At 67.3% G+C, this 13977-nt stretch carries 14 protein-coding genes; 4 read left to right on the top strand and 10 right to left on the bottom strand.

The features are described from left to right. Window positions 1-271: 271 nt before the first annotated feature. Window positions 272-1369: a UDP-N-acetylmuramate dehydrogenase gene (locus GXZ33_RS12610; RefSeq protein ID WP_291341614.1), complete on the bottom strand. Its 1098-nt coding sequence runs from the start codon at window positions 1367-1369 to the stop codon at window positions 272-274. A 51-nt stretch (window positions 1370-1420) separates the two neighbouring features. Between GXZ33_RS12610 and GXZ33_RS12605 the strand changes: the two genes are divergently transcribed. The 3 genes from GXZ33_RS12605 to GXZ33_RS12595 are packed head-to-tail and all read left to right on the top strand — an operon-like array spanning window position 1421 to window position 3576. Further along, window positions 1421-1924 carry a DUF2505 domain-containing protein gene (locus GXZ33_RS12605; RefSeq protein WP_291341613.1) on the top strand — a complete coding sequence of 168 codons (504 nt, stop codon included), beginning with the start codon at window positions 1421-1423 and terminating at the stop codon, window positions 1922-1924. Window positions 1925-1954: 30 nt separating this feature from the next. Further along, window positions 1955-2797 carry a class I SAM-dependent methyltransferase gene (locus GXZ33_RS12600; protein WP_291341612.1) on the top strand — a complete coding sequence of 281 codons (843 nt, stop codon included), beginning with the start codon at window positions 1955-1957 and terminating at the stop codon, window positions 2795-2797. A 5-nt stretch (window positions 2798-2802) separates the two neighbouring features. After that, window positions 2803-3576 carry a DUF2993 domain-containing protein gene (locus GXZ33_RS12595; RefSeq protein WP_291341610.1) on the top strand — a complete coding sequence of 258 codons (774 nt, stop codon included), beginning with the start codon at window positions 2803-2805 and terminating at the stop codon, window positions 3574-3576. On the opposite strand, the gene GXZ33_RS12590 is transcribed toward GXZ33_RS12595, so the two are convergent. From GXZ33_RS12590 to GXZ33_RS12555, 8 genes are all read right to left on the bottom strand, one after another. Then, window positions 3539-4105: a 2-deoxyribose-5-phosphate aldolase gene (locus tag GXZ33_RS12590; RefSeq protein WP_291341608.1), complete on the bottom strand. Its 567-nt coding sequence runs from the start codon at window positions 4103-4105 to the stop codon at window positions 3539-3541. The two genes, GXZ33_RS12595 and GXZ33_RS12590, sit on opposite strands and share 38 nt — an antisense overlap. 17 nt (window positions 4106-4122) lie before the next feature. Continuing rightward, window positions 4123-4410, bottom strand: coding sequence for a DUF2516 family protein (locus GXZ33_RS12585; protein WP_291341606.1), 288 nt, complete (start codon window positions 4408-4410; stop codon window positions 4123-4125). A gap of 9 nt (window positions 4411-4419) precedes the next feature. After that, window positions 4420-5148, bottom strand: coding sequence for a CGLAU_01105 family protein (locus tag GXZ33_RS12580; protein ID WP_291341604.1), 729 nt, complete (start codon window positions 5146-5148; stop codon window positions 4420-4422). 23 nt (window positions 5149-5171) lie between these two features. Then, window positions 5172-6488, bottom strand: a complete 1317-nt coding sequence (locus tag GXZ33_RS12575; protein WP_291341602.1) for a DUF445 family protein — start codon at window positions 6486-6488, stop codon at window positions 5172-5174. 191 nt (window positions 6489-6679) lie between these two features. Beyond that, window positions 6680-7060, bottom strand: a complete 381-nt coding sequence (locus tag GXZ33_RS12570; RefSeq protein WP_291341599.1) for a hypothetical protein — start codon at window positions 7058-7060, stop codon at window positions 6680-6682. A 47-nt stretch (window positions 7061-7107) separates the two neighbouring features. Further along, window positions 7108-7857 carry a succinate dehydrogenase/fumarate reductase iron-sulfur subunit gene (locus GXZ33_RS12565; RefSeq protein WP_291341597.1) on the bottom strand — a complete coding sequence of 250 codons (750 nt, stop codon included), beginning with the start codon at window positions 7855-7857 and terminating at the stop codon, window positions 7108-7110. Then, complete coding sequence (locus tag GXZ33_RS12560; RefSeq protein ID WP_291341596.1) at window positions 7857-9866, bottom strand: fumarate reductase/succinate dehydrogenase flavoprotein subunit; 2010 nt, start codon at window positions 9864-9866, stop codon at window positions 7857-7859. The genes GXZ33_RS12565 and GXZ33_RS12560 overlap by 1 nt, the downstream gene beginning before the upstream one ends. Window positions 9867-9892: 26 nt before the next feature. Beyond that, on the bottom strand, window positions 9893-10648 hold the full coding sequence (locus GXZ33_RS12555) for a succinate dehydrogenase cytochrome b subunit (RefSeq protein WP_291341594.1): 756 nt from the start codon (window positions 10646-10648) through the stop codon (window positions 9893-9895). Window positions 10649-11058: 410 nt separating this feature from the next. On the opposite strand from GXZ33_RS12555, the gene ramB reads away from it, so the two are divergent. Then, window positions 11059-12486: an acetate metabolism transcriptional regulator RamB gene (gene ramB / locus GXZ33_RS12550; protein WP_291341593.1), complete on the top strand. Its 1428-nt coding sequence runs from the start codon at window positions 11059-11061 to the stop codon at window positions 12484-12486. A gap of 85 nt (window positions 12487-12571) precedes the next feature. Here the strand turns inward: ramB and lpdA are convergent. Next, the coding region (gene lpdA, locus GXZ33_RS12545) for a dihydrolipoyl dehydrogenase (protein ID WP_291341591.1) at window positions 12572-13977 on the bottom strand (1406 nt) is incomplete at its 5' end.

Raw genomic sequence — 13977 nt, 5'->3', positions numbered from 1 at the left:
GACGGGTCGGGCCGAAGTAGACGCCGGCGAGTTTGTCCCAGGCCCGGGCGTCGCGGACACCGAGTCGATCGAGGTCGGCGACGGTGACGGTGCCGGAGGAGATCTCTCCCAGTACCGTCATGGCCCGTAGGGCTGTCAGCAGCTCGATCGTGGTCATGCCCCGGACGATAAACCCCCAGCGGGCAGCCGTCGACAAGTAAGTCGTGGGCCTGTGGACAACTCCCTGTTATCCACAGAAACGCCGCTCCCCGGGAAGCAGCGCTTGACAATGTCAGTCGATGGAGACTCCGATCCACACCGGTTCGGGGACCAGCGTCACGCCGAACACGTCGCGGACGCCGTCGCGGACCTCGCGGGCCAGGGCGACCAGGTCGGCGGTGGTGGCGGCGCCGCGGTTCGTCAGCGCCAGGGTGTGCTTGGTGGACAGGCGGACGGGGGCGTCCGGACCGGGGTGTCCGCGGGTGAAGCCCGCCCTCTCGATGAGCCACGCCGCCGAGAGCTTCTCTCCGCCGGGGGCCGGGAAGCGGGGCATGCGGTCAGCGTCCTCGTCGCCGCGTGAGGCACGGACGGTGGCCTGCACCGCGTCGGCGACCGCGGGGTCGACGACCGGGTTGGTGAAGAAGGATCCGGCGGACCAGGTGTCGTGGTCCGACTCCACGACGACCATGCCCTTGCCGTGGCGCAGCTCGAGGACGGCGTCGCGGACGGCGGCGACGGGCCAGCGCTCCTCGCCGGAGGTCGCCCCCAGTCGACGGGCCAGCTCGCCGAAGCGCAGGGGGGCGGACAGGCCGTCGGTGGTGAGCTGCAGCTCGATGGCCAGCACCACACCCCGGGAGGTGAACTTGAGGTTGGACCAGCGGTAGGCCAGTTCCAGGTCGGCGGCGGGGACCCAGGACACGTCGCCGGTGGCGCGGTCGAGGAGCTGCACCTGCACGAGGACGTCGGCGATCTCGGCGCCGTAGGCCCCGACGTTCTGCACCGGGGTCGCGCCGGCGGAGCCGGGGATGCCGGACAGGCACTCGATGCCGCCCAGGCCGGCCTCGACGGCGGCGGCCACGACGGTGTCCCACTCCGCGCCGGCGCCCGCCACGACGCGGCCCGACGGCTCGATCGTCACCTGGTTGTTCTCCAGGAGCACGACGACCAGGTCGAGGTCACCGTCGGCGACGACGAGGTTGGAGCCGCCGGCGACGACGAGGAGGGGGACGGAGGAGGCGTCGAGAAGCTGCACCACCTCGGAGACGGCCGACGCGGTGGCGCACCGCACGACGAGGCGGGGCCGTCCACCGAGGTGGAGCGTGGTCAGCTCCGCGAAGGTCGTGGCGTCGTCGAGGGTGACATCCGCGATCCGGGTGAGGCGTGCATGAATGTCCGGGGTCAGAGATGAGTCGGTCACGTGCTTAACGGTAGTCTGTTATCTATGGCAACCCGCAGTGAGAACATCGTAACCATCAACCAGCCGGTCGAGAAGGTCCATGCCGCGCTGACCAACCGCGACTACTGGGCATTCATCGCCGAGAACCTCTCCCCCGAGCCGGGTGAGGTCGCAGAGTTCGAGCAGACCGAGGGCGGCGCAGTCGCGACCCTGTACGAGGTGCTGCCGCTGGACATCCTCCCGGAGGCCGTCCGCGCGATGATCTCCCAGGCGCTGAAGGTCAAGCGCGTCGTCACCGTCGGCCCGCTGGCCGACAACGCCGCCGCCGTCACCTACACCGCCGACGTCAAGGGCACCCCGGTCGACTTCCAGGGCGACATCAACGTCTCCGGCGACGACGCGACCACCACCCTGTCCTACGCCAACGAGGTCTCCGTGAACATCCCGTTCATGGGCCCGGCCATCGAGCCGAAGGTCGCGGAGGCACTCGGCGACCTGTTCAGCAACGAGGGCGAGCTGACCAACCGCTGGATCGGTGAGAACGCCTAGGCGTTCCTCCCGTTTCCCACTGCTCCACTGATGGCCGACCACACCCGTAATCTGCGTGCCCACAACGTGCGCGCGGAGGAGGGACGTGGTCGGCCTTTCGGCGTCGTCACCCGCGGCACGACCGGCCACAACCGGCTGCGCCGCTCCGACCGCTGGACCGTCGCCCACCCCCGCGTGCGACGCCTGCTTCTCGACGCCCCCCACCCCCTCGCCGTCGACGTCGGCTACGGCGCCTCCCACACCACCACCGTGGAGTGGGCCACCCGCCTGCGCACCATCCGCCCCGACCTCGAGGTCATCGGCCTGGAGATCGACCCCGAACGGGTCCTCCCGCCACGCGACGGCGTCCGCTTCGAACTCGGCGGCTTCGAACTCGCCGACCACCGGCCGCACCTGGTGCGGGCCTTCAACGTCCTGCGCCAGTACGACGTCGACCAGGTGGAGCGGGCCTGGGAGTCCGTCCTCAGCCGCCTGGCCCCCGGGGGCCTGTTCATCGAGGGGACGTGCGACGAGATCGGCCGCCGCGCCGTGTGGCTGCTCCTCGACAGGGACGGCCCGGTGTCGTTGACGTTCGCATGGGACCCGTGGGACGTCGAGAAGCCCTCTGACCTGGCGGAACGCCTGCCGAAGATCCTCATCCACCGCAACGTCCCCGGCGAGCGGATCCACGCCCTGCTCAGCGCCGCGGACCAGGCGTGGGACCACGCGGCCGGCTGGGAGCCCTACGGGCCGCGGGTGCGTTGGCGCCACGCCCGGCAGACGCTCATCGACGAGGGCTGGCCCGTCACCCCCGTCCGCCGGAATCTCCGTGACAATCTCCTGACGGTCCCCTGGGCAGCGGTTGCCCCGGAGGGTGGGGCTACGGGAGACTGAGGGGCATGGCATCCGCGCGTTCGGCCTCCTCGGCCATCTGGAAATTCATCGTCGGCATCCTCGTCGCCCTCCTCGTCATCCTGCTGGTGGCGGAGTTCGGCCTGCGGTGGTTCATCGGCAACGAGCTGCGCTCCAGCTTCCGGGAGCAGGCCGCCCTCGACGGCGTCACCCTCGAGGAGGACCCGACCGTCGCCTTCGGCGCGACCCCCCTGGTGTTCTCCGTCGTGAGCGGGACGATCCCCCACGTCGAGATCTCCATCCCCTCCACCCTGCGGATCACGGACCAGGAGATCCTCGGGCAGCCGGCGGCCGTCGCCACGCTCACCGACCTGGACATCTCCGACACCTCCGACCCGGTCGCCGCCCACCTGGTCACCACCGCCGAGGTCCCCGACGAGTACATGCTCGCCATGGTCCAGCACTCGATGCGCGCGGGCGACGCCGACGGATTCATCCAGATCTCCGACCTGCAGTCCAACCCCGCGGAGGGCACGCTCGACGTGTCCTTCAACAACGGCATCGCCGTGCTCAACCTCGTGCCGACCCCCGTCGACGGCAACCTCACCTTCGAGGCCGTCGGCGCCTCCCTCTTCGGTTTCGACCTGCCCCGCCAGGTCTCCGACGTGATCACCCAGGGACTGCAGCAGGGCATGCAGGATCAGACGGGCGACTTCCGGGTGGAGACCTTCGAGGTCGTCGACGGAGGAGCCCAGCTCACCCTCACCGGCCGGGATGTCGCGCTCAGCCGGGTGTCTGACGCACAGCTGCCGCGGAACTGACCGCCACGCGGTCCGCGCCCTGCTCCAGGGCGGTGATCACGGCGTCCAGGGTGTCGGCCGGGGCCGTCCGCGGGAGTGTGCCCACCGGATCCTCCGTGACCAGCCTGTCCACCCCCGCCAGCGCGGCCGCCCGGGCCACCGCGGCGCCGGCCTGATGCCCGGACCCCGGGAACACGGCGAGCGTCACCGGCGACGGCACCGCCTCCCGCACCGCCACGAACTCCGCGAGCAGAGCGTTGGGGTCGTCGATCCCGGGGTCCGGGGTCAGCCACACCTCCGTGGCCCCCTGCGCCACCGCCAGACGCGCCTCGGCGGCCTTGACCAGGGTGTGGTGCCGACCAGAGGGGTACCCCACGACCGCCGCCACCGTCAGCTCCCCCGTGTCCCCCGCCACCCCGAGGTGAGAGGGGTAGAGCACGACGCCCGCCAGACCCGCCTCCCGTGCCGCCGCCACGCCGGCGGGGATGTCGGAAGGCGACACGTCGGCGCCCAGCAGCATGAGAAAGGCGTGGCCCGAGAGCCACGCCATGTCCGTCTCCACAGTCACTACCAGCCGTAGTTACCGCTGACGATCGCCTTGAGGTGCGGACGGACGTCGAACCAGTAGACGCCGATCGCCACCATGCCCGCCCACGAGAGGAAGGGCACGCGGGTGACCACCACGAAGGCAGAACCTGCGAGGATGGCCACCCAGATCCACTTCGACTGGCGGTCACCCGCCTGGTAGGCGTCATCGCGGGTGGTCGCCGCGAAGGCGGCCCCCGCTACACCGCTGAGCGCGATGAGGATGTAGAGGATCCGTTCGAAGAGGAAGAAGCCGGCTAGCAGAGTCATGGTGGGGTTCTAATTCTCCCTGGTCGTGGTGGGCGGGACGTCCTCGGAGCTGACGACCTCGCCGTCAATCATATGCGGCACCTCGCCGTCCCCGGTCGTCGAGGGTGCGGTCGGGGTGAAACGCTGCTCCCCGCCCTCCTTGTCGACGACCGAACCCGCCCGGGTGATCAGGTCATCAAGGCGACGGCGCAGATCGTCGATGAAGGACTGCTCGCCCGCTGCATCGGTTGTGTCAGCTGCGTCGGCGCGACGGGCACGCGCCTGCTCGACGGTCTCGTCGAAGGTGGCGCGCACGGAGGACACCGCGGAGGTGAAGGCCGCCTTCGCCTCGGAGGCCGAGGCGGAGTCCTTCGTCTGGTCGGCGGCCCGGCGGGCGGAACCGGCGAGATCCCGGAGGATCTCCTCCGCGCGGCCGGCGAAGGCGAGGGAGACGTTCTTGTAGTCCTCGGGGGACTTCGCACCGGAGAGTCCGGCACGGGCCTCCTGAGCGGCGTTCCGGAAACGCTCCGCGGCGGAGGCCTCCCCCGCCGTGGCCGACTGGCCCGAGTACACGCTCTGTGCGTCGGTCGGGGTGTCGGTACTCTCACGGTCAGCGCGGAAACGCTCCGCGAAGTCGGAGACCACGTCGCCGAGACGGGCACCGGCGGACACCCAGGCCTGGAAAGGCTCACGCAGGTTGTCCAGCAGCGAGTTGTTCTGCTCGGGGGTGGTGTTCGTGTTGTCGTTCGGGGTGGTCATGGGACGATCCCTTCTGTGTCTGGTCACGCTCCGAAGAGCAGGTGATTCACAGTGTAAATACCTAATCCGGCGAGCGCACCAACAATGGTTCCGTTGAGGCGGATGAACTGCAGATCCTTGCCCACCATGAGCTCGATCTTGTCACTCGCCTCGTCCGCGTCCCACCGTTCCACCGTCTCCGAGATGATCGCCGTGACCTCTCCCGCGTAGTTGTCGGCGAGGAAGGCGGCCGCCCCCGTGATGCGGCGGTCGAGGCTCTCGCGCAGCTGCGGATCAGTCTGGATGTTCGTGCCCCAGGTGAGGCAGAGGTCGGTGATCTTGGTCCGCAGGAGGGAGGTCTCGTCCGTGGCGGCGTCGATGAGCGAGGCCGAGGCCGTCGCCCAGATCGCCGCCGCCGCACCACGCACCGGGGTCGAGCCGAGGAGGTCCTGCTTGATCCCCTCGACGCGCTCGACCATCGCCGGGTCGTTCTGCAGGTCATCGGCCAGTTCCCGGAGGAAACGCCGGATCGCGTGACGGGCCTCATGGTCGGGGTCCTCGGAGACTGCCTTGGTGAATCCGACCATCTCCCGGTACACCCGCGCGCCGACGAGGTCCTTGGCGAAGCGGGGCGCCCACGTGGGCATGCGGTCGTCGATGAGACTGACGACGGTCTCCTCCATCCCCAGGACCTTCCGGTGCATCCAGGTCACGACCTCCTGCACCACCGGCTCGGTCCGGCCGTCCTCGATGAGGTCGGCCAGCATCCGTCCGGCGGGCGGGCCCCACTCCGGTTCGGTGAAGCGGTCGATGAGCTGCGTCTGGATGAGCATCTCCGCGTCGGCCGGGTCGAGCGCCCGCAGGGCGTTCGCCGTCAGACGGCCCGCCTCCCGGGAGACCTTCTCGGCGTTCTCCCTCTCGGACAGCCACGCCCCCAGCTTCTCCGGGATGTTCGCCGACCGGACCTTCTCCGTGATGAGCTCCGCGTTGAGGAAGTTCTCCCCCACGAACTCCGACAGCGCCTGCCCCAGCTGGTCCTTCTTCCGCGGGATGAGCGCGGTGTGCGGGATGGGGATGCGCATCGGGTGGCGGAACAGCGCGGTCACCGCGAACCAGTCGGCGAGACCACCGACCATGCCGGCCTCCGCCGCGGCCCGGACATACCCCACCCACACCGGGGCCCCGCCCGGCTGCGACTGCCACCAGCTGCAGGCCAGGAAGATGACCGCGGCGACCACCAGCAGCCCGGTGACGAAGATCTTGTGATTCCGCAGCACGCGGCGGCGCTCCGCCTCGACCTCCGGGCTGGGGCCGGGGACGGAGTGGGCGTCGAGAAGCTCGATCTGACTGTGTCTACCCATGCCACCCATTATCGTCACAGCAGTTCGAAGGCGTAGAGGAGGATGTTGATCGCCGTGATGACGGTGATCAACGAGATGAGGATCATGATGAGGTTGCGACGCACTCCCCCAGCCTACGAAAAAGAACCCGCCCCCGGCTGCACGGGGCAGCGGGGGCGGGTTCCTCGGACGAAAGAGGTCAGCTGATCAGGCTAGTTCTTGCGACCGGTGGTGGCGACGTACTCGCGGTAGTAACGACGACCACGGTGGATGAGGCCGAAGCCGGCGACCGCGAAGCCCACGGCGGCAGCCACGCCGATACCGAAGAGCACCGGGAGGTTGTAACCCGCCGGGCCCACGCCCGGACCCCAGACCCAGGTGGCGGCAATCCAGATCATGATGCCGACGCCGGCCAGGGCGGGGCCGAGCAGCAGACCCATGCCGATCCAGGTGGAGGCGCGCTCCAGGGAGGAGTGCGGTGCACTCAGGGAGTTCGGCTCGTATCCGTCGATGTAGGAATCGTGGAGCTTCGGAGCGTAATCCGGGAAGCTCTCGGATGCCTGATCGGCGACCGCAAAGTTGTTGGAAGCCATAACCATTACTCGCTTTCGTCTCTCGTGAACTCGGTTATACGCCGAGTTTAGTCGTCCTTGCCGCGGAAGGCGGCACGTGCGCGCTCCTTGGTGACGGCGGCGACGGCGGTCAGCGGGATACCCGCCGGGCAGACGTCGGCGCACTCACCGTAGAGGGAGCAGTGACCGAAGTTGGTCTCGAGCTCGTCCACCATGTGGCGGGCGCGCTTACCGCGCTCCTCCTTGCCGAGCGGCATGAGGGAGAGGTGGACCAGCTTGGCACCGGTGAACAGGTGGGCGGCACCGTTCGGGCAGGCGGCGACACAGGCGCCACAGCCGATGCAGGCCGCGTGGTCGAGAGCGAACTCTGCGGTCTCGTGGTTGAGGTGCAGGGTGTCGGCGTCCGGAGCGGTACCGGCGTTGATGGAGACGTAACCGCCCTTCTCCATGACGCGGTCCAGGGAGGAACGGTCGACGACCATGTCCTTGATGACCGGGAACGCGGCGGAACGCAGCGGCTCCAGCTTGATGACGTCGCCGTCGTTGTAGCCGACCAGACGCTGCTGGCAGGCCGGGGTGTTCTGGCCCGGGCCGTGCGGACGACCGTTGACCATCAGACCACAGGTGCCACAGATGCCCTCACGGCAGTCGGAGGCGAACATGTACGGCTCGAGGTTCTGCTCGACCAGACGGTTGTTGACGTGGTCCAGCAGCTCCAGGATCGACATCTGCGGAACCGCGTCCGGGACCTCGACGGTCTCGAAGGCGCCTTCGTGGGTCGGTCCGGCCTGCCGCCAGATCTCAAGTGTCAGCTTCATTACTTGTAGTTCCTTGTCTGCAGCGGGATCGATTCGAAGTACAGCGGGTCAGCGTGGCGGATGAACTTGCCCTCGCCGGCCGGCTCCCATGCGGAGACGAAGCACCAGTTCTCATCGTCGCGCTCGGCCTCGCCGTCCTCGGAGAGGTGGTCGTCGCGGAAGTGTGCACCACAGGACTCGTCGCGGTCGAGAGCATCGACGCACATGAGCTCGCCCAGGTCGATGTAGTCGGCGACACGTGCCGCGTACTCGAGAGCCTGGTTCATGTAGTTCTGCTCACCCGGGATCTGGACGTTGGTCCAGAAGTCCTCGCGGATCTCGCGGATCTTGACGATCGCGTCCTGCAGGTCCTTGACGTTACGGGAGACACCGCAGGCGAAGTACAGCAGCTCGCCCAGCTGGCGGTGGTAGTAGTCGGCGCCGTGCGGGTTCGGGCCCTTGATGTTCAGCAGACGGTCGATGCGGGCCTGGGCACGCTCGACAGCCTCCGCGGCCTCCGGGGAGTCCGCCGGCAGAACCTCCTCGCCGAGGTAGTTGGCGAGGTAGTTCGGGATGGTGAACGGCAGGGTGAACCAGCCGTCGACGGAGGCGGACAGCAGCGAGTTGGCGCCCAGACGGTTCGCACCGTGGTAGGTCCAGGAGGCCTCACCAGCGGCGAACAGGCCCTGGATGGAGGTCATCTCGTTGAAGTCGGTCCACAGGCCACCCATGGTGAAGTGGCAGGTCGGGGCGATACGCATCGGAGTGGTGTACGGATCCTCACCGATGGCGTCCTGGTACATCTCGAAGAGGTTGGAGTAACGCTCGCGGATGGTCTCCTTGCCGAGGCGCTCGATGGCGTCGCGGAAGTCCAGGAAGGCGGAGTTGTGCAGCGGGCCCACGCCGAGGCCGGCGTTGATCTGCTGGGAGATCGCACGGGATGCGACGTCACGCGGGACCAGGTTGCCGAAGGCCGGGTAGCGGCGCTCCAGGAAGTAGTCGCGCTCGTCCTCCGGGATGGTGTTCGGATCGCGGTCGTCCTTGGGCTCCTTCGGGGACCAGATGCGGCCGTCGTTACGCAGCGACTCGGACATCAGGATGGTCTTCGACTGCCAGGTCGCGTTGACCGGCAGGCCCGTCGGGTGGAACTGGATGAACGCCGGGGAGGCGAAGTAGGCGCCGAGCTCGTACGCACGCATCAGGGCGCCTGCGTTGGAGTTCTTGGCCAGGGTGGACATGTGGTACACGTTGCCGTAACCACCGGTGGCCAGCAGGACTGCGTGGCCGGTGTGAGCGGTCAGCTCACCGGTGATCAGGTTACGGGTGACGATGCCCTCGCAGCGCTTGTTGCCGTCCTTGTTGGTGACGATGAGATCGACCACGTCAGCGTGGGTGAAGATCTCGACGTTGCCCAGGCCGATCTGGCGGGTGAGCGCAGAGGCGGTGGACAGCTGCAGCTGCTGACCCGTCTGACCACGGGTGTAGTAGGTGCGGGACACCTGGACGCCACCGAAGGAACGGGTGGCCAGGGTGCCGCCGTACTCGCGGGCGAACGGAGCGCCGATGGCGTTCATGTGGTCGATGACACGGCCGGACTCGATGGCGAGACGCCAGCAGTCGGACTCACGGCAGCGGTAGTCGCCGCCCTTGACGGTGTCCTTGACGTGGCGGTATGCGCCGTCGTTGTCGACCTTCTTGCCGCGGGCGGAGTTGACGCCACCCTGGGCTGCGATGGAGTGCGCACGACGCGGGGCGTCGTGGTAGGTGTACACCTTCACGTCGTAGCCCAGCTCGCCGAGGGCGGCTGCGGCGGCGCCACCGGACAGGCCGGTGCCGACGACGAGGACCTTGAACTTGCGGCGGTTCAGCGGAGACACAAGGTTCATGTGCTCCTTCTGGTACTCCCACATGTCCTTGGTCGGGACACCCTTCGGCTCGGCGTTGTCCAGGATGGTGCCGGGGACGACACCTTCGACAACGGAGGCCGGGTGACGGAACTCAGGACGAGAAGCAGTCTCGGTGTTGCTCATGTTTATTCAGAACTTCCCTTCAGGACCTAGCTGAGCCAGCCCAGTGCGATGGACAGCGGCATCGAGATGTTGCCGATCATGACGATCGCCGGCACGAGGTAGGCGACGACGAGCAGGGCCTTGCGCCAGCGCTTGCCGGTGATGCCCAGGTCGGACACGGCGAGCCAGATGCCGTGGGACAGGTGCAGGAACAGCACGACCATGGCGAGGATGTAGAAGATGGCGACCGGCCAACGGGAGAAGCTGGCGATCATGTTCGCGTAGATCTCGCCGTGGACGAAGACCTCCGGAGCGGCCGGGGTGACACCCATGGTCAGGTCGAGGATGTGGAAGACGATGAACAGCAGCAGGACGATGCCGGTGATCAGCATCGTGCGGCTGGAGAAGGTGTTCAGGCCACCGACCAGGTTGGTACGGGTGAACTTGCCGCGGGAGACGCGGGAACGGCCGTGCAGCGCGAATGCACCGTGAATGTGCAACACGATTGCGGCAAGCAGAACAATGCGGAACAGCCACAGGAAAGTCTCACGCGGGAGGACCGGAGCACCGAAGGTACGGAGGAACTCTCCGTACTCATTGATGGCGGCGATGCCGTTGTGGTCCGGCATGTAGATCTTCAGGTTTCCGACCATGTGAACCAGGACATAAAGTCCGAAGATGAGGCCGGTGACGGCCATCACCAGCTTGATGGCCCAGGTCGGGTAGGACGGCCGCTCGCGCAGCGGCTTCTCAGTAATTTTGCCGTGGACGATTGCGTCACGGTCTGCGTTTTTAACAGTCATGGCACCTCCAGTGTCGCTCATACTTTACGATCAGTGCCCCGGTGGCGACCACTTTCAGACAACCTGGCCGCCCACATCCCCCCGTTGTCACACCCGTAACAACCACTGCCTGAGGTGAGGCTTGCCTTAGCAATTCGGCAGAAATCGAGCATAAAACGGCCCCAGCCACGTCTCATGACGTTCGACGGGGTCTTTTTGTTCCCGATCCGGGACATTTCCCAGGCTACTGTGAGGTTGCTCACCCGCGATCCCGAGACCGGCCCAGCCCACCCCGATAGGTATCAAACTTTCGGATGGTGACAGGGGGTGACAAGTTTCCCACCACAATATTCGCTGATTCTGAGAGGGGGCTTACACAAAGTTCGCAAAGGATGCCTGTGAGTGAGGGGCGTCACGCTACGATGTCGTTCATGGGAAAGACCTACGTGGGTTCGCGCCTGCGCCAGTTGCGCCGCGAACGAGACCTCAGCCAGGCCTCACTTGCGGCGACACTCGGCCTGTCCGCCAGTTATGTCAACCAGATCGAACATGACGTTCGCCCGTTGACCGTGCCCGTCCTGCTCCGGATCACCGAGGCCTTCGGCGTCGACGCCACCTTCTTCTCCCGCGACGACGACTCCCGGCTGCTCGCCGAGATCCAGGACGTCGTGCTCGACAAGGAGCTGTGCCCCAACCCGGTGGAACTGCAGGAGCTCTCGGAGCTGGTGTACAACCACCCCGCGATCGCCCGCACCATGGTGGACATGCACCGTCGCTACCGCAACGTCCGCGACAAGCTCTCCATCGCCACCGACACCCGCCGCCACGCCGGCCCGCTCAACGGCGTCGGCCCGCAGGCGCTGTCGATGCCCCACGACGAGGTGCGTGACTTCTTCTACGCCCGCCAGAACTACCTGGACACCCTCGACACCGCCGCGGAGGCGATCTCCGGGGAGCTGGGCGTCGAACGTTTCTCCATCCGGAACACGGAGGAGGCGCTGGCCGCCCGCCTGCGGGACCGGCACGGCATCGAGATCTCCACCTCCGCCGAACTCGACGGCACCCTCCACCGGCTGGACCGCGACACCGGCCACCTGCAGCTCGCGAGCCGCCTCAACACGGGGCAGCGGGCCTTCCGCATGGGCATGGAGCTGGCCTTCCTCGAGGCGAACGACGACATCGAGTCCCTCGTCGCCGAGGAGAACTTCACCTCGGAGGCCTCCGCCAACCTGGCCCGCCGCGGTATCGCCAGCTACTACGCCGCCGCCGTCCTCCTGCCCTACAAGGGCATCCACTCGGAGGCGGAGCGCTCGGGGTACGACGTCGACTTCCTCTGCCACGTCTTCGGCGTGGGCTACGAGACGGTCGCCAGCCGCCTGTCCACCCTGCAGCGCCCCAAGCTGCGGGGCATCCCTTTCACCTTCGTGCGCGTGGACCGGGCGGGCAACATGTCCAAGCGCCAGTCGGCGACCGGTTTCCACCTGGCGAACTCCGGCGGCACCTGCCCCCTGTGGAACATCTACGAGACGTTCACCAACCCCGGCACCATCCTGCGTCAGCTGGCGCAGATGCCGGACGGCCGCAACTACCTGTGGATCGCCCGCACCGTGCGCCACCACCGCGGACGTTTCGGCGACACCGGCAAGCTCTTCGCCATCGGTCTGGGCTGCGAGGCCCGGCACGCCGACCGCACCGTCTACGCGGAGGGACTCAACCTCGCCGACCTGTCCGGCGCCACCCCGATCGGCGCCGGCTGCCGCGTGTGCCCGCGCGAGAACTGCGCGCAGCGTGCGTTCCCGCCGATCCACGAGGAGATCACCATCGACGCCCACCGGTCGTCAGTCGCACCGTACAACTGACGCTTTCCGACGCCGCGCCGGACACTGCGGCGTCGGAAAGCACAAAAAAGGGGCCTCCTGACGGAGGCCCCTTTTTCCGGTGGAACTAGAAGTTGATCATGTGGCCGTTGATGCCGTGTGCGGCCTCCTTGACGGCCTCCGACAGCGTCGGGTGGATGTGGACCGCGCGGCTGATCTCCTCGGTGGTGAGGTCGAAGTTCTGCGCGAGGACCAGCTCGTTGATGAGCTCGGAGGCGTTGGCGCCGACGACGTGGCCGCCCAGCAGCTCGCCGAACTCGGCGTCGGCGACGATCTTGGCGAAGCCGTCGGTCTCGGCCAGGCCCACGGCCTTGCCGTTCGCGGTGAACGGGAAGGAGGCGACCTTGATCTCGCGGTCCGGCCACTTCTCCTTGGCCTGCTCCTCGGTGTAACCGAAGGAGGCGACCTGCGGGTTACAGAAGGTGGCACGCGGCATCATCATGTAGTCGCCCAGCTCGTGGGTCTCGGCGCCGGCGATGGTCTCGGCGGCGACGATGCCCTGTGCCTCGGCGACGTGCGCCAGCTGCAGCTTGGCGGTGACGTCACCGATGGCGTAGATGTGCTCGACGTTGGTGCGCATGAAGTCGTCGATGGCGATGGCGCCACGCTCGGTGAGCTCGACGCCGGTGTTCTCCAGGCCGAAGCCCTCGACGCGCGGGCGGAAGCCGACGGAGACGAGGACGCGGTCGCAGGTGATGGTCTCGGTCTTGTCCGAGCCCTTCTTCTGGTAGTCGACCTCGACGGAGTCACCGTTGTCGCGCACGGCGGTGGTGGCGTGGCCCGGGAGGAGCTTGACGCCCATCTTCTTGTAGGCACGCTCGATGACCTTGGACACCTCGGCGTCCTCGTTCGGCAGGACGCGGTCCATGTATTCGATGACGGTGACGTCGACGCCGTAGTTGGAGAGCACGTAGGCGAACTCCATGCCGATGGCGCCCGCACCGACGATGACCATCTTCTCCGGGGCGACCGGATCGAGGATCTGCTCCTCGTAGGAGACGACGTTCTCGGAGAACTCGACACCGCGGAGCGTGTTGACCACGGAGCCGGTGGCGATGATGCAGTCGTCGAAGGTGATGACCTTGCCTGCGTCGTTGCCCTCGGTCACCTCGATGGTCTTGGCGTCCTGGAAGGTGCCGAAACCGTCGATCTCGGTGATCTTGTTCTTCTTCATCAGGTAGTGGACGCCGCCGACGATCCTCTCCGACACCTGACGGGAGCGCTTGTGTGCGTCCTCGTAGTTGAAGGAGACGTCGCCGTTGATGCCGAACGTCTTCTTCTCGTGCGTGAAGATGTGGGCGATCTCGGCGTTCTTGATCAGCGCCTTCGAGGGGATGCAGCCCACGTTGAGGCAGACTCCGCCCCAGTACTGCTTCTCGACGACCGCAACCTTCTTGCCGAGCTGGGCTGCGCGGATGGCGGCGACGTAGCCACCGGGGCCCGCACCGAGTACAACAACGTCATAATGTTCAG

The sequence above is a fragment of the Corynebacterium sp. genome (assembly GCF_012838985.1).
GTDB lineage: Bacteria > Actinomycetota > Actinomycetes > Mycobacteriales > Mycobacteriaceae > Corynebacterium.
The sequence above is the reverse complement of the archived record's forward strand: the minus strand, read 5'-3'. Positions and strand labels throughout refer to the sequence as shown.